Source organism: Pseudidiomarina insulisalsae, from assembly GCF_003987065.1.
GTDB lineage: Bacteria > Pseudomonadota > Gammaproteobacteria > Enterobacterales > Alteromonadaceae > Pseudidiomarina > Pseudidiomarina insulisalsae.
In genome coordinates this window covers 242,774-265,518 of the sequence record NZ_PIPY01000003.1, presented here as the reverse complement: position 1 = coordinate 265,518, position 22,745 = coordinate 242,774, and the positions used below count along the sequence as shown (strand labels likewise).

At 47.9% G+C, this 22,745-nt stretch carries 19 protein-coding genes and 1 pseudogene; all 20 read right to left on the bottom strand.

The features are described 5' to 3' along the window. The gene (wecB, locus tag CWI71_RS04220) at positions 1-1,158 is read right to left on the bottom strand and encodes a non-hydrolyzing UDP-N-acetylglucosamine 2-epimerase (protein ID WP_126754009.1); all 1,158 of its coding nucleotides are present in this window, start codon (positions 1,156-1,158) and stop codon (positions 1-3) included. A gap of 24 nt (positions 1,159-1,182) precedes the next feature. Beyond that, positions 1,183-2,328, bottom strand: a complete 1,146-nt coding sequence (gene wbjC, locus CWI71_RS04215) for a UDP-2-acetamido-2,6-beta-L-arabino-hexul-4-ose reductase (protein WP_126754008.1) — start codon at positions 2,326-2,328, stop codon at positions 1,183-1,185. 9 nt (positions 2,329-2,337) lie between these two features. Further along, entirely contained in the window at positions 2,338-3,351 is a 1,014-nt protein-coding gene (locus CWI71_RS04210; RefSeq protein WP_275069746.1) for a polysaccharide biosynthesis protein, read from the bottom strand. Between the two features lie 23 nt (positions 3,352-3,374). Next, entirely contained in the window at positions 3,375-4,490 is a 1,116-nt protein-coding gene (locus CWI71_RS04205; RefSeq protein WP_126754006.1) for a hypothetical protein, read from the bottom strand. Continuing rightward, positions 4,487-5,803, bottom strand: coding sequence for an O-antigen polymerase (locus CWI71_RS04200; protein WP_126754005.1), 1,317 nt, complete (start codon positions 5,801-5,803; stop codon positions 4,487-4,489). The genes CWI71_RS04205 and CWI71_RS04200 overlap by 4 nt, the downstream gene beginning before the upstream one ends. Continuing rightward, positions 5,800-7,053 carry a hypothetical protein gene (locus CWI71_RS04195; protein ID WP_126754004.1) on the bottom strand — a complete coding sequence of 418 codons (1,254 nt, stop codon included), beginning with the start codon at positions 7,051-7,053 and terminating at the stop codon, positions 5,800-5,802. The genes CWI71_RS04200 and CWI71_RS04195 overlap by 4 nt, the downstream gene beginning before the upstream one ends. Continuing rightward, positions 7,044-7,208: pseudogene (locus CWI71_RS12165) on the bottom strand (DapH/DapD/GlmU-related protein); the annotation flags it as partial. The gene CWI71_RS04195 and the pseudogene CWI71_RS12165, both read right to left, overlap by 10 nt. 421 nt (positions 7,209-7,629) lie before the next feature. Beyond that, positions 7,630-9,861: a polysaccharide biosynthesis tyrosine autokinase gene (locus CWI71_RS04185; protein WP_126754002.1), complete on the bottom strand. Its 2,232-nt coding sequence runs from the start codon at positions 9,859-9,861 to the stop codon at positions 7,630-7,632. Continuing rightward, complete coding sequence (locus CWI71_RS04180; protein ID WP_126754001.1) at positions 9,843-10,289, bottom strand: low molecular weight protein-tyrosine-phosphatase; 447 nt, start codon at positions 10,287-10,289, stop codon at positions 9,843-9,845. Before CWI71_RS04180 ends, CWI71_RS04185 begins: the two co-directional genes overlap by 19 nt. 169 nt (positions 10,290-10,458) lie before the next feature. Beyond that, positions 10,459-11,604 (bottom strand): polysaccharide export protein, encoded by a 1,146-nt coding sequence (locus CWI71_RS04175; RefSeq protein ID WP_126754000.1) that lies wholly within the window; start codon positions 11,602-11,604, stop codon positions 10,459-10,461. A gap of 15 nt (positions 11,605-11,619) precedes the next feature. Beyond that, on the bottom strand, positions 11,620-13,824 hold the full coding sequence (locus CWI71_RS04170) for a YjbH domain-containing protein (RefSeq protein WP_241967617.1): 2,205 nt from the start codon (positions 13,822-13,824) through the stop codon (positions 11,620-11,622). After that, positions 13,821-15,230: a YjbF family lipoprotein gene (locus CWI71_RS04165; RefSeq protein WP_126753999.1), complete on the bottom strand. Its 1,410-nt coding sequence runs from the start codon at positions 15,228-15,230 to the stop codon at positions 13,821-13,823. Before CWI71_RS04165 ends, CWI71_RS04170 begins: the two co-directional genes overlap by 4 nt. A gap of 26 nt (positions 15,231-15,256) precedes the next feature. Next, positions 15,257-15,532: a hypothetical protein gene (locus tag CWI71_RS04160; RefSeq protein ID WP_126753998.1), complete on the bottom strand. Its 276-nt coding sequence runs from the start codon at positions 15,530-15,532 to the stop codon at positions 15,257-15,259. Between the two features lie 333 nt (positions 15,533-15,865). Next, a complete protein-coding gene (gene rfaH / locus CWI71_RS04155; RefSeq protein ID WP_126753997.1) occupies positions 15,866-16,381 on the bottom strand; it encodes a transcription/translation regulatory transformer protein RfaH in 516 nt (171 codons plus the stop codon). A gap of 78 nt (positions 16,382-16,459) precedes the next feature. Then, entirely contained in the window at positions 16,460-17,845 is a 1,386-nt protein-coding gene (locus CWI71_RS04150; RefSeq protein WP_126753996.1) for a lipopolysaccharide biosynthesis protein, read from the bottom strand. Then, positions 17,842-18,972: a dTDP-4-amino-4,6-dideoxygalactose transaminase gene (gene rffA / locus CWI71_RS04145; protein WP_126753995.1), complete on the bottom strand. Its 1,131-nt coding sequence runs from the start codon at positions 18,970-18,972 to the stop codon at positions 17,842-17,844. The genes CWI71_RS04150 and rffA overlap by 4 nt, the downstream gene beginning before the upstream one ends. Then, the gene (locus CWI71_RS12160; protein WP_157981048.1) at positions 18,965-19,594 is read right to left on the bottom strand and encodes a CatB-related O-acetyltransferase; all 630 of its coding nucleotides are present in this window, start codon (positions 19,592-19,594) and stop codon (positions 18,965-18,967) included. The genes rffA and CWI71_RS12160 overlap by 8 nt, the downstream gene beginning before the upstream one ends. A 52-nt stretch (positions 19,595-19,646) precedes the next feature. Then, entirely contained in the window at positions 19,647-20,552 is a 906-nt protein-coding gene (locus CWI71_RS04135; RefSeq protein ID WP_126753993.1) for an NAD-dependent epimerase/dehydratase family protein, read from the bottom strand. After that, positions 20,549-21,670, bottom strand: a complete 1,122-nt coding sequence (locus CWI71_RS04130; protein ID WP_126753992.1) for an ATP-grasp domain-containing protein — start codon at positions 21,668-21,670, stop codon at positions 20,549-20,551. The genes CWI71_RS04135 and CWI71_RS04130 overlap by 4 nt, the downstream gene beginning before the upstream one ends. Further along, positions 21,667-22,737, bottom strand: a complete 1,071-nt coding sequence (locus CWI71_RS04125; protein ID WP_126753991.1) for a TDP-N-acetylfucosamine:lipid II N-acetylfucosaminyltransferase family protein — start codon at positions 22,735-22,737, stop codon at positions 21,667-21,669. The genes CWI71_RS04130 and CWI71_RS04125 overlap by 4 nt, the downstream gene beginning before the upstream one ends. Between the last annotated feature and the right edge of the window lie 8 nt (positions 22,738-22,745).

The following is a 22,745-nucleotide window of genomic DNA, read 5'->3' as shown; positions in this document are numbered from 1 at the left end:
TTAAGACCAATCGTATCTAGAAAAACTATCCATATTCCTCCAATGCGGCGTTAATTTAGCTGTGCCGGTGATTAACCGAACCACACGCTCAGAGGTATTTCGGATCTTGTACTCTTCAGGAATTTCACGTTCCATACCAGAGAATACATCACGTTGCGCTACTGCAATTCGCACACCTTCAATAAGGGTGTCAACATCAAGTCCGGTGAGTGCAATCGCACCGGTATCCAAAGCTTCTGGGCGTTCAATCGAACGACGCAAGGTTACTGCAGGGAAGTTAAGAATTGATGACTCTTCGCTAATAGTTCCGCTGTCAGAAATGGCACAAAACGCCTCCATTTGCAGCTTGTTGTAATCAAAAAAGCCGAAGGGTTTTAAAAATTGAATGCCTTCACTAGACTCTGCAAGTCCAAGTTTCTCAAGTCGGTTGCGCGTGCGCGGATGCGTTGATACAACCACTGGGTAACCGTATTCTTTGTGCAACGCCTTTAGGGCTTCCACGACTTTGTATAAATTCTCTTTGCTATCGACGTTTTCTTCACGATGCACACTGACAATGAAAAACTTTTTAGCTTCTAGTTTTAACTGTTCAAGCACGTTCGAGGCTTCAATTGAAGGTAGTACATGCTCTAAGACTTCACGCATTGGCGAGCCAGTTAAATAGATAAATCGATGCGACAAACCTTCACTCAGCAAATGACGACGCGCATGCTCGGTGTAAACCAAATTAAAGTCGGCAAGGTGGTCAACTAATTTGCGGTTGATCTCTTCTGGTACATTCGCGTCGAAGCTACGGTTACCGGCTTCCATATGATAGGTAGGCACCTTCATACGCTTGGCCATCATTGTGGCCACTGCGCTATTGGTATCGCCTAATACCAGCACTGCATCAGGTTTTTCTTCCAAGATCACCTGTTCTGTCTTAATTAAGATTTCACCAAGACTCTTACCTAAGCTTGAAGTATCAACATTCAAAAAGTGATCAGGCTGGCGTACGCCAAGCTCTTCAAAAAACACATCGTTTAGTTCGTAGTCATAATTTTGGCCCGTGTGAACAATTTTATGGTCTACAACTTGGTCTAACGCGGCCATTACGCGCGATAAACGAATAATTTCAGGGCGCGTCCCCAAAATCGTCATTACCTTTAGCTTTTTCATGCCTAATAACTCTTAATTAAATTCTTATTGTTTAAGTGCTGGAGGCTGCACAGGTGCGGCGTACGTATCAGGGGTTTCACGATCAAATATTTCATTGGCCCAGAGCATTACGACCATTTCATCGTCACCCACGTTGGTGATGTCATGGCTCCAGCCTGGCGCAGTCTCGACGATTTCTGGTGTTTCGCCATCAGTGAACAGTTCATAAAACTCATCTGTGACCATGTGGCGAAAACAGAAGCGTGCCTTACCTTTTATCACTAGGAATTTTTCATTCTTGGTATGGTGATAATGACCGCCGCGCGTGATGCCAGGATGTGCTGTGAAAAACGAAAACTGTCCAGAGTCTTTGGTTTTCAGCATTTCTACGAATACGCCACGCTCGTCTCCGTACTTCGGTACTTTGTAAGAGAAGCGCTCGGTGGGTAAGTAGCTAACGTAGGTCGCATACAGTTTGCGCATAAAACCGTCACCAACGCGCTCTGTCACCAGAGTGGTTCGACTTTCTTTAAAGGTTTTCAGCGCTTCAGCGACTTCGCCAACTGTACTTGTATATTCTGGTTTCACCTGAGCAATCGATGTATTAGTGTTCGCGCGATATACGGCGAGATCCGACGCCATCTTGATAAACTCAGCACAAACATCATCGATATAAACCAGCCGTACCTCGGCATTTTCATCATTGATTTGAATCGGTATATCGCGCGCGATGTTGTGACAAAACGTCGCAACCATCGAATTATAATTCGGCTTGCACCACTTACCAAACACGTTAGCTAAACGATAATTGCGAACCGAAACGCTATTGCGTTTACCGTATTCAGTTACAGCTTGTTCGGTTTGACGCTTCGAGACACCGTAAGGGCTTAGTCGTTCAGCCTGAATTGACGATGCATAGATAACCGGTAAAGCCATACCTGATGATTCAATTCCGTTTAGCAGAGCTTTGGTAAAGTTTACATTGCCCTCGGCAAACTCTGCTTCTGTATCAGGTCGGTTCACACCAGCAAGATGCACAACGCAATGGACACCATCCAATAATTTAGGTAAATCCTCGATGGTATTTTCTCGTGTGTAGGTTTTGTACTCCACTTCTTTCACTTCATCGATGTGAGCTCGTAAGTTCTGTCCCACAAAACCGTTTGCACCGGTGATCAATAATTTAAGCATGGTAACGCGTTAACCTTCTGGGTTTACATACTCGCCTTTTGCAAAAGCGCGCATGAAATCAAGTTTCATCAACAACTTTTTCATACCTTCAACATCAAGCCTCTCAGTATTATGAGAGTTGTAGTCTTCAATGTGGTCGATGCGCGTATCGCCCTGTTCGACATATTTTGAGTAGTTGAGGTCACGCAAATCTGGCGGTACACGATAATATTCGCCCATGTCTTCAGCACAGACCATTTCTTCACGTGAAAGTAGCGCTTCAAACAATTTTTCACCATGGCGGGTGCCAAGAACCTCAATTGCGTGCTCATCTTTGCCGGCAACCGATAAAACAGCCTTGGCGAGTGTCTCAATTGTCGCGGCAGGCGCTTTCTGTACGAAAATATCGCCGTTGCTGCCATGCTCAAATGCGTAGAGAACCAAATCAACGGCATCATCTAGTGTCATCATGAAGCGCGTCATATTTGGGTCGGTAATCGTAAGAGGTTTACCGGCACGAAGCTGGTCGACAAACAGTGGGATTACAGAGCCACGAGAGGCCATGACGTTGCCATAACGAGTGCCACAAATAACCGTCTTTGTGTCGTCAACATTACGCGATTTAGCGACCATGACCTTCTCCATCATTGCCTTTGAGATACCCATTGCGTTGATTGGATACACCGCTTTATCAGTACTCAAGCAGACGACCCGCTTGACGCGGTTCTGAATGGCGGCTTCCAGTACATTTTCAGTGCCGAGAACATTTGTTTTGACCGCTTCCATCGGATGAAATTCGCACGATGGGACTTGCTTCAGAGCAGCTGCGTGAAAAATATGCGTCACGCCTCTCATCGCGTTATACACCGAATTAATATCTCTAACGTCACCCAGATAAAATTTAATTTTGTCGCTTCCAAAACTCTTTCTGAGATCGTCCTGCTTTTTCTCATCTCTACTAAAGATTCTTATTTCTTTTAGATCCTCCAACGCCAGTCTACTCAAGACTGTACTTCCAAATGAGCCAGTTCCACCAGTTATCATTAGTACGTCATTGCTGCTAAACATCAGTGAATACTCGCTCTTTTTAAAATTTCAGTAAACGCATCTTCCCAAGAATTCTCGATTCCATTCTTCAAAGACCCTTGTTTCTTTAAATCTTTGACATCACGGAGAATAGATAGCATGTCAAAGCTTTTATAATCACTCATATAAAATCGACCGAATTTTCTGAAAAACTCCAAAGTATCAATTCCATTATTAGTTATGACAGCCTTTTTAAGGACTAAAGCATCCCAAAACTTATTCGGCTCAGCTCTTTTATTAATTTCATACGACGGGTCATAAAAGCCTACAACAAAATCTGAAAGCCTAGTGACCGCCAAAGCTTCCTCAAATGGAATTCGCCCAAGCCACAACGCTGAGTCCGACTTGATTATCAGGTTTTTCATTTCCTCATCAGCATCACCAGCGAAGACGAAAAATGCTTTAGAACAAACTTTCTTATCACGCAGAAATTCGATTAAAAGCTTTCGGCCCCGTGACTCCACCAACCACCCCGAACAAAAAAGTACGAAACGCCCTTTTGCTGCTAATCTAATTTTTGATTCAAATTCGTGGACTAACTCCACCGACATTTCTAAAGATTTACGATCGGGTAGATTAGGCAAGACGTGAACATTCCTATTTCCAAACACGTTTCGTGAATCACCAGGAACAACATGAACGAGCGACCTCTTTGATACCTTTTTCTCTAGACCGTAAAGGCACTTCAAGATCCAATCAGAAAATCTGTAAGTAAGATGCGGCGCGTCTCTATCTAAATAAATATATTGAACCGATGTGAACAAGGACGCTAAATAAATCGGAAAAGTGCTCTCAAATCGTGAGCAAACAAAGACTGTATTACTAGATCGTTTTGATATAGCCTTAACAAAAACACGGGCTGTAAAATAAAGTAAGCCGAGCCCTTTAACGATACGATTACTCCGACGTTTACCCCAACGCGATACAAGAGTCATATGCTCGTTAGATAGACGGTCAACGCGCGAAAAGTCATCAATGCGTTGCTGCGTCCAAACCTCCACCCCAACATTTGCAGCGTTGAAATAATTGGATACCTTTTTCATAAAAGGTGTGAATCCCAGGACCGGGCCATTTGTGATGATGATAATGTTTTTCATAAGCTTACGGACAAACGCCTCACGGCCTTAGAAACAAATAAAACTGACCAAGTAAATATACTGATAATATAAATACGAATGGCGAAACCAAGAAACTCCGAATAAAAAATTGATGCAGAAAGCATGAACATCACGAAAACTTGAAGATAAAAGGTCAACGAGCTCTTTGTTTTGTACTTACCAACCAAATACATCAGTACAGCCCAGACAAAACCGCACAAGATTCCACCAAAGATTCCAAAGTTAAGATATGATTCGGCAACGATTCCAGTCGTATAGGAAGATATACCTTCGCTACCGTAAATATAGCTGTTCGGATTAATTAGGTTGGTTACCAATGGACCTGCTCCTAAAGGTTTACCTTCCCAAAAAAATCGAGGAACGATACTTAAAAATCCAGACATAAATGTATCACCCATCTGCAACGAGAAGTCATCTCGACGGGTGATAAGGAATCTTAATATTTCATCGTTTCCAAAAACAGATATTGTCGATTCAAAACTTTTATGTATGGACTCTTTGAGCATTCCGGTGTTAAGGTCTTCTAAACGAGTACGGATTGAACCGACAACTGCCAAGCTCAAAAAAGAAAAGGCTCCAACTGCAGAAAATTTAAATATTGATATTTTCCTGAAACAAACCAAATATGCGAAAAGCAAAACTCCGATATAAATAAAAATCGAGTTTCGGGAACCAATCAAACTAAAAAGTATAAATAGGCTAAGACTAAATAGCACGAAAAAGATCATACTCTTTAGGTTCCGCATCTGTAAATACCTAAAAAACAAAGAAGCGCCCAAAAAAATAAGCATATTAAGAACAACAGTGAATGCAGAAAAATCTTTTAATATTGAAATTCGATTTATAAGAAAAAGAGGAAGGCCAACTTTCAATATCTCTATAAAGACAAAGAAAACAATTGGGACACACGCGCCGATAATCAAAAAGCTAGCAACATAATCGATCTGAAATCCTCTGAGATTCGTTGCCAGTTTCTCTCTACCACGACCTTGATAGTTAAAAACCACTAAAACTGTGAACGTAATAATTGCCGTAAGAATAAAGGAAAGTGAAGAAACTAGTGAAGTGACATAAACACCCACTGAATAACCGTACTCTATTCTATTCAGACTAGAAAAAAACAATTGAATTGACGGAATGAAAATATGAACTAACCAGAAGGTCGCCAAGCCTAAAGCTATTGAAAGAGCGATAATTCTTGAGATCGGTAATTTATTCCGCAAGAGAAGCAAGCATAATACCGCAATAATTACCGTAAACAGAAAGTAAGAAATGCAGAGAATCCAAATCATCTGAAACAAGCTCTTCCAAAACCAGACATTCTATAAAAAAACATGCTCAAAGCAATCCTTGAAACCCAGAAAAAGGCAATCACACATAAAAACAATAGTAGGTTTCTATCTTCATTTTGCGCATCAAAGAGGACGGGGAATGAAATTAGCAAAACACTGGAAAACAGAATTATAAAAATTAAATTACTTATAACCAGATATCCGAGACTTTTATTTCCAAACCTCGCACCAAAGTAAGTCGAGAATACCGAATAAAAGGATCTCATCAGTGCAATGATATAAATAACAAGGGTTTCAAAAGGTGTTATAGGCGGAATCGGCGAGTCGAAAAATAGCGGCGCCAAGTAATTCGCGATATAGTATGATATTAAACAAAACAGTGCGCTGACAAAAGTGAAAAGGAACAATATTTTATTAAAGTCCTTTCTGACTTGGGACTCCGACATATTTACCCATTTCGGTAAGAGTATAAAACCCATAAATGTTCCAAAAAAAACAACTGGGAAAACAAACGTATTTATAATGAGGAGATATTTACGTAGTGACTGATCACTTAACGCTATGGTGGAGAAAAATTGATCTCCAAACTGCCCTGCAACGAGAATGAATGACGAGAGCATCATCAATAAACCGTAATTAGTGATAGCTTGCTCATTAATATCAGCTTTGTTTTCTTCAAAAAATAAAAGAAATACTCTAGGTGACAATATTAAAAGTAGTATTAACCCTAAAAATGTAGTGGGAATAATATAGGCAGATAATATTTGAGAGTCAGAAATAATAAACGTTAACCCCAGAATGAGCAATAATATTTTCCATCCGTTTAATAATATCTGAGCTTTAAGAAATTTTGATTCTCGTCTATAAATTGATGAGCCAAGCACACAGAATGCATATACCACTACAGAGAGAAAAATAAGCGAGTAATTTATTTTATCGAAATCGTAGCTAGTACTAATCGCAAAAACCACGAAAATCAAAAACAGGATAATTAAAAGAGTTATCCATCGTTTTTGGAACGTACTAATTTTTCCGAACTTTACAATCGTATAATCAGAACCAAGCAATAATAAAGGAAAGGTCAAAAGAACAATTGATCGTTGTTTGATAATCTCATTCAGAGAGGACTTTTCGAAACTATCAATAGCGATAAAATCAAAAATCACAAGCGAAAACGACGCGAGAGCATAAATAATGAAGCTTAATGTTAAGCCTCTATACTCACTTCTTTTAGAAATCCTCAACGGCATTTTCGCATTCGAATTAATTTTGCTGGATTACCAGCAACCACAGAATTAGGCAGAACATTCTTAGTTACAACGCTGCCGGCTCCGATAATCGCGCCTGCTCCGATCCTTGTAACACTAGCGGTAATAATGGAACCTGCGCCTATCCAACAATTTTCTTCGATTAGTAATTTAGAGAATACGATTTCGTTTCTTCGCCAATCTTTTTTGCCATCCACAGAGTGATTGTGAGTATAAATTTTTACTCCCTCTGATACCGTTGAATTGGCTTTTATTTCAATAGATCCACTATAATCAAGGTAGCTATGAGAGCCTAATTCTACAAATGGCTCAAAAATCACTTTCGAACCCTTCGGATTGAGATGAGGCGTTACAATATAAACATTGTCACCGATCGATAAATTAGATGTTCTGAAGGCTTTTTCATAGGCCCATCGTCTTATAATTCGAAATCCCGGCAGTTTGAATAATGATAAAGTTCGTGTGATTACGTAAAAATTGTAATAAATCTTCATTTTTTGCATTTTGAATTAATATAAAGTTTGACTAATTAATATAGTAATCCGAACTGTAGATTTTTTACGCGTCACTTGTCTTGTAACTATAACCGTAGCTGTAGCCATATCCATAAGACCCACTAGCACGACGCTCAACACCGTTGAGAATAACCCCACGAACTTCGGTGCCATTCTGCGCGAAGCGTTTTACAGTGGCTTCTACTTCTTTCGCTGGGGTTTCGCCAAAGCGTGCAACTAACAATGAAGTGCCTGCGTAGCGGCCCACAATGGCAGCGTCGGTTACGGCCAGAATCGGTGGTGTATCAATCAGCACGTAATCGTAATGCTCGTTTGCCTTCTCCAGCATTTTCTCCATACGCGGGTGCATAAGAAGCTCTGAAGGGTTCGGAGCCGCAGTACCGCGTGAGATAAAGTGCATATTTGGCACTTTGGTTTTATGAATCACTTCAGACAGGTTGTTCTTATCAATCACGCCGCCATCTTGTGATTTATCGACACTTGCCAGGAAGTCTGAAAGACCGTAGTTATTTTGAATCCCTAACGATAGGTGCAAATACCCACGACGGATGTCACCATCAATGACCAAGACTTTTTGTCCGGCCTGAGCAAGCACTGCAGCCAGATTCAAGGTCACAAAACTCTTACCAACCCCAGGTGCCGGGCCTGAGAGCATAATGGTTTTGTTCTTCGCTTCCAGCATGGCAAAGTGCAAGCTGGTGCGCAGACCACGCAAGGCTTCAATGGCAAGGTCAGCCGGGTCTTCCAGGGCCAGGAACGGCAAGTCTTTGACTTCTTTAGTTTTACCGACAAGTCTGCCCAAACGCTCGTTCATATCGGTTTGTACCGGCGACAGCGGTACCGATGCGTAAACATTAATGCCCAGCTCTTCTAATTGTTCCGGTGACTCCACGCCACGATTAAGCGCCGCCATTAAGAACACGTAACCAACGCTCACCATGCCACCTAGCATGGTCGCCAGCACTACAATCAGGCTTTTCTTTGGTGCCACAGCTTCCGGGCTGGTGACGGCTTCGTCCAGAATACGCACGTTACCCACAGTACCGGCTTTCAATACATTCAGTTCTTGCATACGGTTCAGTAACTGCACGTAAATCTCTTGCGACACTTCAACGTCACGCGCCATGCGCAGTACTTCTTGCTGGGTTTCCGGCAGGTTGCCAATTTGCTCGTTGATCTGTTTTTGCTCTTGTAACAACTGTGCTTTTTGCTCAAGCAGTGCCTGATAGGTGGGGTGCTCGCGGGTGTATAAACGCGAAAGCTCTTTTTCTTTTAGTTCCAATTCGTTCAGGCGCTTTTCAATTTCCACCACCCGCTCAAGTAAGCTGGCGGTTTCAATAGACAGGTCAACTGACTGACTTTGTAACCGGTATTGGTTCAAACGATTCTCTGCCTGCGTCAAATTCTGACGTACCTCAGGCAGTTGCTGCTCAATAAATTGCAGGCTGTTTTCGGCTTCTGCGGCATTGCGGCGAATATTTTGCAGCATGTATTCCTGTGCTACTGCGTTTAATACGGTTTCCGCGTACTCACGGTCCGGGTGCTGGAAGCTGGCGTTTAAAATACCGGTTTGTTTGCCGCGCTCACTTACAGATAAGCTTTGCTGAATGTCTTTAATGGTGCGTAGGCGGTTCGCTTTCACCAAAATGAAAGTGTCGGTGTCGGTTAATACCGCATCGGTAATGTTTAGCTCAAAGCCATCAAGCACCGCCAGTTGCCCTACCCGCCCGGCAATCACCAAATCGCCGGCTTCGTCAGTCACTTCATAGCTAATGCCGTTGTCAGCGAATTCAAGCTCTAGCGGCTTGCCTTCGTAGGCTTTGGGTACCTGAAAGGTGGTAATGCTCAGTTCGTCCTGACCTGGGGTGCGGCGCGCCAGCCAGTCGCCGATAATGGGCATATACTGTGGCGTAACCTTGTTGGTCAGTTTTAACTGATCGACCACCGCGCCAATCACCATACGTGATTTCATGATCTCAATTTCAGTGGCGGCTTCACTGTCAGAGGTGAACATTTCCCCGAATTCGTCACCTAAAGCGGGCAGGCCGCTTGATTTCTTTTCAACCTGTAATAAGGCATCGGCCTGATAAATAGGTGTTGAGAGCATGGCATAGAGCACGCCAAACACCATAAACACGAAGGTTACGCCGATAATTAGCCAACGGCGGTCAATGAGCAGGCCAAACAGACGTCCGAGATCGATTTCGTCTTCATTACGGTCACTGGCTTTCATGTTTTGCTGGTTCACGGGTGTGTTCACAGTCTTGTTTTCCATTCGTTACAGCTCTTTTCTATGAGATCAAAAACGTGTTGATAGACGTCGTCGCTTCGACGATAGGGGTCGGGAATTTCCTTTCCGCCTGGCGCAAGCCAGTGGCCTAAAAGCATGGTTTTTGCTAATGCTTCGGGGTAGCGCTTGCCAATATGGTTACGTTGCTCGTGGTCCATAACCAGAATCAGATCGTGGTTCGAAAGTAGCTCACGACTTAGTTGCTGCGCGGCATGTTCAGCGAATTCGTAACCACGTTGCTTCGCGGTGGTACGGGCTTTGTCGTCCATGTTCCACGGCTTGCCGTCGCGGATCATGGCGGTAATACCGGCGCTGTCGATGTGTTTATCGGGCAGGGCTTGTTGCAGCATGAATTTGGCGGTGGGGCTGCGGCAGATGTTGCCTAAGCAAACCACGAGTATTTTGTTGAACATTGCGTGTCGTTTTAGCTTATTGGATTCGGGTAGATTTCGTTATTCGTTATTCGTGCGCTTCGCTTTTCGTTGTTCGTGAAAGGCTGGACACAGAGGTTATAACATGCACCGTGATGGTGGGTGGTTGGACCCGTGGTAGAACCACGGGCTACCCATTAGTCACAAAGAATTAGTTGCCGATGTCATCCGAGAAGCGGCCGATGCTGTACAGGCCGGTGATGGACGGCAGCAATTGGTTGATCACGCGGTTCCAGCGGCTGATCGGTGCGGCTGTTACATAAACAATGTCGCGCTGGTGCATTTCAAACTGCTCAGCCATAACCAGGGCGACGGCGTTTTCAGCGTTCAGCTGGTAAACTTTAGCAATTTTGCCGCTGTCATCTTCGGCCTGGCGAATGACGAAAATACCCGAGGCGTTGGCGGTGGCTTCAAACATGCCGCCTGCTTCTGACAGCGCTTCAGCTAGGGTCATGCCGCTTTGGCCAATCATGTACGACATGGGTTTACGTACTTCGCCCAGTACAAAGACTTTGTTGTCGTCGTTACGTGCCACGTGTACTACGTCATTGGGTTGCAACAGAATGTTCTGATCGGTGTTGCCAGACTGGTACAGTTCGCGCAGGTTAAATTCACGCACCATGTCGCCACGGGTTAAGGTGACTTTGTTCCAGTTGGCGGCTTCGTTGAGGCCACCGGCGGCATTCACCGCTTCAATTAAGGTCATTGGCACATTGGTGACAGGTACGGTGCCTGGCTGTTGTACCGCGCCGGTCACAAATACGCGCTGGCTACGAAATGCCGCCACGGTTACGTCCACCTGCGGGCTTTCAATGTACTTGGCCAGTTTACGGGTAATGTCTTCCCGAATTTCAGTCACTTTCTTGCCCGCCACCTGCACTTTACCAATGTACGGATAGAAAATAGTACCGTCGCTGTGTACCCAGTTACCGGCTTCTTCGGCGCTACGCATTGAGCCCGCCGGAATAGTCAGTTCCGGGTGGTTCCAGACGGTCACATTCAGAATGTCACCACGGCCGACGGTATAGTCATAGTTGGCGCGTGCTTGCTCAAGCGCACTGTTAAAGGCTGGCTTGGCGGGCTTTTGTGCGAGCTCTGAGAGCAGCATGGGCGAGATTTGGTATACGTCGACCAGCTTCATCAGCTCGGCTTCGCTGAACTCTTGCTCGTACGCGCTACGGCTGTCGTCACTAAACAGGCCGCCGCTGCTGCTGTCGGGAATATGGCCGCCCGGAGCTAATGCACAACCTCCAAGCAGTAAAGCGAGTAGTGATACTGCGGTCAGTTTAATTTTCATAATTAGCGTTCCTGATTAGTTCTGCCCAGCTTTAAAGCCGCGCGCTTCCGTTGTCTCGTATAAGTTAATGCTGCGATTCAGCATCTGGCCACCGTCACGGGTAATCGGCTGCCAGCCGATGGTGCCGCGCTGCAGCGTATTACGTACAAAGAACAGGTCAAAGGGTATGCTTAGGTAAAACCCTTTGGTAAAGCCGCCTTCGCCGTATTCCTCTCGTGACACGTTGGTGAACGCGGCATAAGCACCGGCGCGCACGCCCGAGTCAAACTGATGCGAGAAATCCAACTGCACGCCTTCATCGCCGGCAAGGAACCGGCCAGCCTGGATTTTTAGCAAACTTCTGTCCAGCCACGTCGGACGCCAGTAAAGGCTCGCATGACCGGTTACTACGTCATAGTCTTCCAACGCGAAGCTGCTCTCCGGGTCGCGCTGCTTCACATAATTTAAGTCAATGCCAAAGGCCCAGCGGCTGTTCAGCGGACGGTACAAGGCTTCACCGCCTACCCCGCCGAACATGCGCTCTAAATAGCCGCCGTACAGGGCATAGTACCAGTTGTTGCTGGCCTGGTCGGTATAGACCAGTTGCAGGTTCTGCAGCCAGAGTGACTGGTTGTCGGCATATTCACGAATGCGGGTACGCACCCGTGGTAGTGGGTTTTCTAAGTCATCTACCAGGAAGTTAAATTCGTCGTAGTTGTTGACGATATTCACACCGATGGTACCGCTGGCACGCAGGTTCGGGTTGAAATGATAGAAGCCGTCGGCCATGACCGCGAGCTGGTAGATGTAAAAGTCTTCTGCGCCCCCGAAAGCCTGGCTTAGGGTGGGGGTGAAGGCGTAGCCGAATTTGGGTGCGCTGCTGATATTTCCCGTGGGGCTGGTTTGGCCCGTGGTGGAACCACGGGCTACCCCAACAGGGCGCACGTTACTTAAGGTGATGGCGTCGGCTTCTTCGCGGTAGAAGCGGGTCGCGCGGGCGGCGCTTTTGTAATACGGCGCATTGATGTTGTATTGCACAATGCCCAGACCATCTTTCAGTTCAGCTATTTCGTAGCGATCGACGCTTTCTGGCAATTCATTACTTAAAATGCGCGCGGCTTTTTGTACTGCTTCTTCGCGGTCACGATAACGCGTTTGTTCGGTATAAAAGGTAACGCGTTCTTGCCCTACGCTGTTCTCAGCAAGCGCGACGTGTTTCACTTTAAAGCCGGTCTCGTTCAGTAAGTCCTGGCTTAAGCGCTGAATGTCCAGCTCGTTAAAACTTGGCGTGGTGCTGACTTTTGCGTCGCGCAGTGGCGCTTCGGTTTTCACCTGATACGCGGTCGCCATGTTGTAGCGCAGGCTAAAGCCAAAGGTCAGGGTATTGCCGCGCTGATAACCTAGTTTTAAGTTGAGCAGGTCATTCCATTCGTACTCAGCGCCGAAGTTCCAGTAGCTGTCGACGATGATTTCGCGCGGGTTTTCCGGGTCAATCGGGTTTGGCAGGCTTTCCCGCTGATAGTCGTTCGGGTCGTACTCGGCTTTCAGGCGTAAACCAGTTAACGGAGTTTGCCACTCCACACCGCCAAAGGTCGCCGCCGGGCCCTTGAACATTTTGTCCCATTCGACGTCACCGCCACCTGGCGTTCCTCGGCGTGGGCGGCGACAAAACTCATCGGTAATTTCACAAAACGGGTTATAGGAGTTGTCACGCCGGCCCAAATAACCAAAACCCAGGCCTAAATGAAAGTCAAAGGTACCTAGCTGTTCGGTTTCCAGCGCTTTACTGGCGACAAAATACTCACCGGCAAATAACCCGGTACCGCCTAAGTCGCGAAAGCCTACCGCCACTTCAGGTAGCCATTTTGACTCTTTATACAGCCGGAATTTTACGTCCAGACCTTTGTCTTTTAAGGTCTGATCGCCGCTGAACTCCAAATCGTCTGAATAGTACGAGTAACGAAAATCGGTATAGCGCGCGGTGGTTTCCATCCAGTCAAACAACTGCAGGGTAATTGACGTGCGCCGATAGTCGTCGGTGTCGCTGTACCCTATGGTCAGGTGCCCTTCACTGTTCATACGCGCGGTGGGCGTTTGCATTAGGCCCACGCCACCAAAGTCGCCGGTGGTATAAGGGTCGGCGTCATGGGTTTCTGCCTGCGCGGCATGGCTCGCAAGCCCCTGTATGCTGAGCATTGCAAGCGAAAGTGCAGTCAGGCGCAATCCGATCAGCTGGCTCATTGCGCGCTTTCCTGTACGCTCGCTGCATAGTTCCAATGCTGCAAGAACATGGCCAACTGCGCGTTAATGTCGCGAAAGCCTTTGGGCAGATAACGCTCAGCAATGCTAGTCAGCACAATGCCAGGCTGCTCTGCGGTTTGCTTTACGTGTGCGTGTAACTGCCGCACGCTGCCATCGGGCTGAATCTGCCAGCGCTCGGTTAAATACTCTGGCAGATCTTGTGCCTTGGTTTGCAGGCCAAGCTGCTGCGTACCTGCTTCTGCCAGCACAATCTCATAGGCTTCATTGGCGTCATGGCTGTTCAGTAGCGGATTATGCTTTAAGGTCACGCGCATCTGCGCCGGATCAATTCCGTGCACATAGCTTGCGCGCAGGGGCCACTGTTGGAAATCATTCAGCAGCTGCTTTGCTGCCTGGGCCAGCTTAGTGTTCTTGTCATGCTCGTAAGTTGCAACCAGCATGCGCAGGCGTTTTATCATGCCGGCGCGTTTTGCGGCGAAGCGCTGATCCAGCTTGTCGCTGTGAATACGCAGGCCCGGCCAGTAGCTGTCGGGATAAAATTCCGGCTGCATGGCTTCAACGAACTCGCGCAGTCGCGGCTCTGCGCCGGAGCCTTTAAAGGCGTTGATCGGCACTTTAAAGTCAGTGGTTTGTACTTCGCCGCGCGGCGCGTTGGGTTGGGCGAGATTCACCATCTCAAGCTCAACATACCCATGCCGTGGGCTTAACCACTGACGGCTGCTGATCACATAGTTACCGTCGGTACTCAGACGATAGCTGTTGGTAAAGTCATAACTTGCGCCCACGTCACCGCCAATCACTTCGCTGGCGGTGCCGGTTTCGCTGATATCGCGGCCGTTACGTTGTAGCTGCGACTGAAGTTCCAGCGAGACAATTTCGTACTGCGGCTGGTGCGGGTTAAAGTTCGCCACGGGTCGTTTGAGTTGAATGGTACGTGACCAACTGCCGGCGCACGGATCATCTTTTTGCGTTGCCGGTGCGCTGGTTGAGGTCAGGTAGCATGCCAGCGGATCGGCATGTAAATTGTCGGTATGCAGGCGGTTCTCGACCTGCAACTGACTGCTGCGGATCACCCTTCCCTGCCATAAAACCAGCGCTTCATTCCCCGCTGAAAACCAGTATTGACCGTGCGTGCCGGTCGCGGCGAGCACCAGAATGGTGCGCGGGCCCGTGGAGCCCCCCTTGGCAAACTGCACATAGGTAACCGGATAGGGAAATTGGGTGAGCGTTTCGCGATCAGGCGCGCTCGGCGCGTCGGCAAACAAAAACTGCAGCGATTCGGTCGCTGCAGTTGTCTGCGTGTCTTCTTGCGAGCTCAAAAGCGAACAGCCGCTAATTACTGAGGTTACCCCCAGCAATACAGCGACTGTTGTGACACCACGCATCCGTGTGACGTCCAACTAATGAAAACTTAGTTGTCTGAGAAAGTTACGGTTGTTGCAGAGCCGTCGTCGTCACTTGCGACAACAACAATAACAGCACCGATAGCTGCAGCTGCTGCTACGGCCGCTGCGTAAGTCATTTGTACGCCACCAACGCTTACCATTTTGTCAGCTGGAGTTGCGTCCTGCATCACTGGCTGTGGGGCTGGCTTTGGCTCAGGCTTTGGAGCTGGCTCTGGGTTTGCTACAGCAGATGCGCTGAATGCGAATGCCGCTGCTGCTAATAATGTAGTCACTGCTTTCATATCTAACTCCTTGTTATGCGATTCTTTTTGCTTGGTATTTGGTAGCCCGTAGTTCTACTACGGGTGAAGCTGGAAACATTGTATCATTTTTGAGCTGTTACCGACAGTTATAGCATTGGAGTGCTGGTTCGGCAACCGATTATCAAAAGACACGCTACCGCCCTTAGGGTTGCCGCTCCTAAATGCGCTCCGCGGGTGCGGAAGTACTTCTTTTCCCTGCGCTTTTGTTACTGTCGAGTGTCAGCCGTGACATCGACAACTGCGTAGATAGTTTCTGAACCTTTTTGGAAGGCGCGCATTATCGCACTTTTTCCAAGGCTTCTCTACAATTGTTTAACGCTTTAGGTTCGATAGCTCAAATTCTGCACGAATTTGCTTGTGCAGGAAATCGAGCAGCACGATACAACGCGACGCACCATCAAGTTGCACGATTTCCGCCAGCAGCCCTTTAAAGGGGCCATCGAGAATTTCAACTTTATCACCCACCTGCGGCGCCAGCTGTCGCTGTAACTCTTTGACTTCTGGTGTATCGTCGCCAATGGTCAACATTTGAGCAACAAGCTCATCTGAAAGACGTGCGGGAGTTTCGCCGAACATTACCAGCTTATTTACGCCAAAGGTACTGCGGATTTTATGAAAATTCTGCGTGTAATCGTCAATCTTTACAAAGATATAACCCGGAAACAGCGGTTCGGTACTGGGGGTGCGCTTGCCGCGCCTGATGCGCTCGAGGGTGAGCATGGGCAGGGCCACATGAAAGGCCTGGTTTTCAAGATTGGCACGGGCGCGAAGCTCCTGCTTCGGCTTCGTCTGGATCACATACCAAGTGTGTGGCGTTGCTGCTGACATTCGCTTCCCTGAATTCGTCTTTTAGCGTAGGCCGTGATTATATCATTGAGGTAGCCCGTAGTTCTACTACGGGGTGATCTATCCGCCACTGCGGTGGGTACGCCAGAAAAGTGCCAGGGCGAACAAGGCAATAGCGGCGAAAGCGATGCGCAGTAGGTTGGCGTAGTGCTCGCCGTAAAGCACCATAAGTATGCTCAGGATGACACAAGTGCCAGTAGGCGCGTACAGCAGCAAGCGTGGCAACGGAATCCATACCCTAATGGCAAACTCGGTGCGCAGTACAAAGAAAACAAAAAACGCTACCGCGGTGGATAGCGCGGCCCCCTGCGCACCCAATATAGGTATCAGCAGGTAGTTACCCACCAGATTGAGTAAAGCTGCTACCACTGCAGCAATCATTGACAGCTTGGTTTTACGCTGAATACCAATACCCACTTTGGTCGCTTCCGACAGCGCGTACAAAAGTGGGAAAGCCATACAGGCAACGACCAGGTACTGAACTTCAACATACTGTTCTGGCAGCAAGTACAAAATGATCCACGAAAATAAGCCCGCTGCGGCAAACAGCCCCAACACCACCGCCAGCACGTAGCCTATCACCTGGCGCACTTTATCTTCGTTAATGCCGGCCGCGGCCCACTTATACACCAGCGGCGCCCAGATGGTCGAGAAAATGGTCTGCACTATAGTGGCTGCGGCCGCAAAACTGACCGCCACCGAATATACGCCAAGCTCCTCAAAGCTTGAAAGGCCACGCAAAAATAGCTTGTCCATAGCCGTCAGGCCCCAGAACGCCAGCGAGGCCAGAATCAGCGGGCTGCTGTAGCTAAGCAAAAATTTAAACCGCTCTACCGAGAACGGCGCACGCACGCTTAGCAGCCAGTCCTGACGGGTATTCCAGCTGTATATGACCACCACTGTCAGTAGCGAGACCGTATGCCCTACCAGTAGTTTGACGAAGTTAAATTCGTCAGCGAAAAGCACATATAAGCCAACCAGCGCCAGAAACACCACTTTGGGTAGTACCTGACTCATGGAATAGGCCAGTCCCCGCTCCTGCATACGCAGAATAAGGGACAAGAAGCGTGAGGTAAAAGAGGCCAACACGCACACCGCCACCAGAATGCTGTAGGAAACCTCGGGCAAGCCAAACAACATGCGTGAAAGGAAGGTCGGCTCGACCATGGTAAGTGCCAGCGCCATAAGTAACAGGCCAAACCCCGGTAGCAGCGTCACTTTTAAAAGAGTGGGCCGATTTGGGTCCTCATGGTACTCGCGCACGTAAGCCTGATCGAGGCCCATGGAAAACAACAACACGCCAAAACTTAATACCACATGCAGCAGCGCAATACGCCCAATGTCGGCGCTTGAGAAAAACCAGGTAATTACCGGCAGGGTAATAAAGCCCAGCAAAGCTGCGCCTATCGGCCCGACCGCAAAACTAATGATCGTTCTCAGTTTCAAGCGTAAAACTCGTAAATAGCGTTAATGATATGCTCGCGCTGGTCGTGACTCAGGCCATACCACATAGGCAGGCGTATCAGGCGCTCACTTTCTTGGGTGGTAAAACGATCGTCACCATGGAACCTGGCATGCGTGTGAGCGCTCGGTGCCGAATGCAGCGGAATGTAATGAAATGCAGTTGCAATGTCGCGCGCCTTTAAATGTTCAATCAATGCCGAGCGCTCGTCAATATCGGCAGCTTTCAGGTAAAATATGTGGGCATTGTGTACACAATTGTCTGGTACCTGCGGTAATTCAACCCTTCCCTGCTGTTGTAAGTCTTGCAGGCGATCGTAGTAATGCTGCCATGACTGTCGACGCTGCTTATTGATAGTATCGGCCTGCTGTAACTGCCCCCATAAATATGCGGCTTGCAGTTCGCCAGGCAAGAAGCTACTGCCGACATCCACCCAGGTATACTTATCTATCGCCCCGCGTAAAAATTTACTACGATTGGTGCCTTTCTCGCGCAAAATTTCGGCGCGCTCAACCAGATTCTCATCATTCACAATCAGCAAACCGCCTTCGCCTCCACTGGTATAGTTTTTCGTGTCGTGAAAGCTAAAGCAGCCGATATGGCCGAGGGTGCCTAGTGGCTTACCTTTGTACGTCGACATCATGCCCTGCGCAGCGTCCTCGATGACAAACAAGTCATGCTTCTCAGCCAGCTCCATAATGGTATCCATCTCACAACCCACTCCAGCATAATGCACCGGCACAATGGCTTTGGTGCGCTCGGTAATGGCAGCTTCAATCCGTTGTTCGTCAATATTCATGGTGTCCGGGCGTACATCCACAAAGACAATTTTTGCTCCGCGCAGCACAAAGGCATTGGCGGTGCTGACAAAGGTGTAGCTGGGCATAATAATTTCATCACCCGGTTGCACGTTAATCAGTAAGGCAGCCATTTCGAGCGAGTGCGTGCACGATGGCGTCAATAATGCTTTGGCGCAGCCTAGTTGCTGCTGAAACCACTGGTGGCAATGTTTGGTAAAGGTGCCGTCGCCCGACATTTTGGGGCTTTGCAGAGCTTCCAGAATGTATTGGTCTTCGTTGCCGGTGTAAGGCTTGCGGTTAAATTCAATCATTTTTGTTCTCTCTGAGCAGTTGTTGCAAGGCACTAAGCTCGGGCTTATTGGCTAACAAGTCGTAGTGTTGCTTTATTTTTTCTACCGGCCAGTTCCACCACTGTAATTCCAGTAAAGCGGCGATGATTTCATCGCTAAAGCGTTTTTTTATCGCTTTTGCCGGGGCGCCTACGACAATGGTGTAAGGCTCGACATCGCGGGTGATGACGGCATTGGCACCAATCGCAGCACCATGACCTATCGTGACCCCGCGGGTAATAACGGCACCCGCGGCAATCCACACATCACTACCGATCGTTATCGGCTTGGTAAAGCGATCATAGGCAATCGCTTGCTCGGGCGGGCGGATGCCGTCATGGTCACTATAGAGAAATGAGTGCTGAGTCATACGCTGATAGTCATGATCAGCCCCGCCAATAGAGACATTCCACGAAATCGAGGTAAAGTCACCAATGGTGGCGTGCATAATCACCGTATTGATGCCGGTATAGCTAAACCGGCCCAGCTTCGCCTGAAAAATATGGTTGTTGCGATCAATACGGGTTTTATGGGCCAGCTCTGTATAATCGACACGGCTGAAGTTGCCGACCACACAACCTTCACCCAAGGTCGATTGTTTCACTCTCGCACCTTGATAAATAGCGCATAAGAGCCCTACTGTGCTGTCAATAATCTCATAATTCGCCATCTTGCCCCCTATTGCCCGGCAGGCGTCTTGCAATCGCATCTTCAATTGCTGTTTGTACGGTGTACCGCGGGTGCCAGTTAAAGGTGTTATAGAACTTGGATGAGTCCATAAGCGAATTCTCATCAACACGCTTAAGTGGCTGCTGTAATTTCACCAATTCTGGTTTTTGAACTGCCTGCGCCAGCCATTGTGCCAGCTCAAGTATACTCACTTGCGACGCTGAGCCCAGGTTAAAGATTCCATGCTGTTGAGGTGAACAAAGTGCCTGCATCAGTGCCGAAACAACGTCTTCAATATAGATATATTCTCGCTGCATACCCTCGACTGTTACATTCAGGGGGCGACCGGTCAGAGCATTATCAAAAAATGTACGGATAAGACCGCCTTCAAATTCTTCTGCAGCGAGCACCTGTGCCAAGCGAATGACCTTGATTCGCATGGCAGCACTTTTATTCAACTTCAGTGCCAACGCCTCGGCGGCTAATTTTTGCTCAGCATATGCTGCTTTTGGCGCAACCTGCGTTGCTTCCGACCAAGGCGTGGGAGCGTTGCCATAGACAGTTCGGCTGGAGAGATAAACCACGTTCTTTACCCCTGCCCGATGCGCAGCCGCGAACACCTGCTCATCAAGCTGTTCATTTTTTAACACCTGCGATTGTTGTATTGCGGTTCTTATCGCATGGGGCCGGGTTGCGGCTAAATGTAAAATGCCTTCGGCACCGCTGAATATGGCTTGCAACGATTCTGGAGAATCATCAAATTGATGCCAGCCAACCGGGGCAAAATTCGATTGTGCGCTGCGCGACAGCGCCACCAGTTCATGTTGCCCGGCAAAGCGAGCGATAAAACTGCGGCCAATCAAGCCATTTGCTCCGGTAATAACAATTCTCATGCCGTGCCGTCCAGAAAGTAAATCTGATAGCCACACTTTTCCATTTTGCCGTTCATCGGCAAAACCTCGTCCCCTGGTGCAACGTACATTTCGTAATACTCTGCTTCAGGATGGACAACGTGCTCACGTTCATAACGTCCCGGAGGTTGGCACAAGAACTCAAGGCAGGCCGGACGAATCTGGAACGACACCGGTAGCTCCGTCGCGTTACCAAGCAACTGCTGCATGGTGATATCAAGCAAGTTCACCCCACCCGCCAGCGCGATCAACCGCCACATATGGCAGCCATCGAAGCGTGGAGTAACCTCAATTAAAAACGCGTCATCGCCACGCATTTTAATTTGGAAATACGCTGGCCCGTTGTTGATTTTTAATTCCTGTAAAGTTTCTTCCACCAGTCGTTTCACATTCGAGCGGGCGCTTACGCTTAAATTATCGGGCAGCATATGCTTATGAATGATACCGCCATCGAAGCCCTGCCAGGCAACTCGTCCCGAGGGTAAGAAAAAGGCCAGCGCACCGTCGCTCACGTAGGCGTTGACGGAAATCTCTTCGCCGATAATTTTTTCTTCAACAATGACGTCACCTGCCCGCGAATACTGCCGGGCGTAACTAAATGCAGCCTCCAACTCCTGTGCTGTAGCAGCTGTCGACACCCCCCGCTGCCCCTGACTGTCGACCGGCTTAACGATGACCGGAAAACGCAGCTGTTGCGCACGGCTGACACATTCTTGCGCGCTAGTCACCACCACAAAAGGTACGGCACCATAATTTTGCTGCAAGCGTTCACGGAACTTCGCTTTGTTATTGCAGGTTTGTGCGGTTTCGTACGACACAAAAGATGGCAAGTTCATCTGCTCGCTGACATAGGCCACCGTTGGCATCGCCACATCGGAACCCATTGAATAAATGAGATCGATCTGTTGCTCCTGGCAGTAGGCGAGCACTTGCTCACGGTTAGTAATATCTATCAGCTCAAACTCGTCGGCAAAGGGACGTCCGCGCCCTTTGTCGGTGTTACTCAGAGCGTGAACCTCTATTTCCGCTTGCTGCTGCAACCAGCGCAGCAAGTCGACCTGCGCGTTGCCGATACCTAACACCACTACTTTCTTTGTCATGAACTTAGTGCCTTTTCGCTGCCGAATATTTTTGCCATATTCGCACGCAGCCGTTCTTCTGAATAGTGCGTCTTGATGATGCCGATATTGTGCGCTGACTCTTGTGGGTCAAGCGCAAGGCAGAAATTTTCAATCGCGTGTAACTTCGCACCCAACCCGGTAAGATTTGCATACGAAGTGGTTTCTTTACGCAAATAAACCCGCGTTCCCATACCTAACAAGACCCGCGTGCTGCTCATAGCTTGCTGCCGGTCATGGTTAAATACGGCAATGTCGACGGTGGAAAGAATTTGCATGTACTCGTCATAAGGCATGTAGTCTAAGATCGGGCGAAACGCCCGGCCAAATCGCTGTTCCCCTAACTTTGCCATTTCTTTGCCGTATTCCAGATCACCGTAATTAAGTGGACAGATGATCTCCACTGCATCGTTTACGTAGGGTGCAATAATGTCCATCGCTTGTTCATGATGATTGGATCGCATGGCCGAGTTACCGAGCAGAATACGAGTTTTCGCAGTGTTGCGCTCTGGCGGTGCGACGTACTGATACAAACTGTTGGTGTACATAAAGTAGGGCAAATTCGGTGAGCGGGTACCGTGCCATTCCACCGCTTTTTCGTAGTCACCTTTGACAGAAGTGACAATGTAGCCCATCTGACGAATGACGCGTCGGCGCATCATGCGCATGAATTTTATCTTCAGCGGCAACTGATTGCCTGAAGGCCGGTAATAAACATCGCCGCCCCAAACTAGCCAGTACGACTTTTTCAAAAGCCAGGGCATGAAAAATAAAATGGCCACCACGGAGTTATTAAACAGGCCATGCAGAATTATTCTCTCGGCACGCTGCATTTTCCAGGCTGTTTGCAGGTTAAACACCAGGGTCTTTAATAAGCCTCGCTTATTACTATGTAAATGCACATTCCCGCTGTCGTTGAGCTCGTGGGAGTAGCTGACTACAAATAGAAAAAATAGGTGCCGTTGCTGCGCAAAATGCTTATTCACAAAATTAATAAAGGGCGACATGAATTTATCATACCGCCCGACATGAACAATTGGCTTACTCATAATGTCCT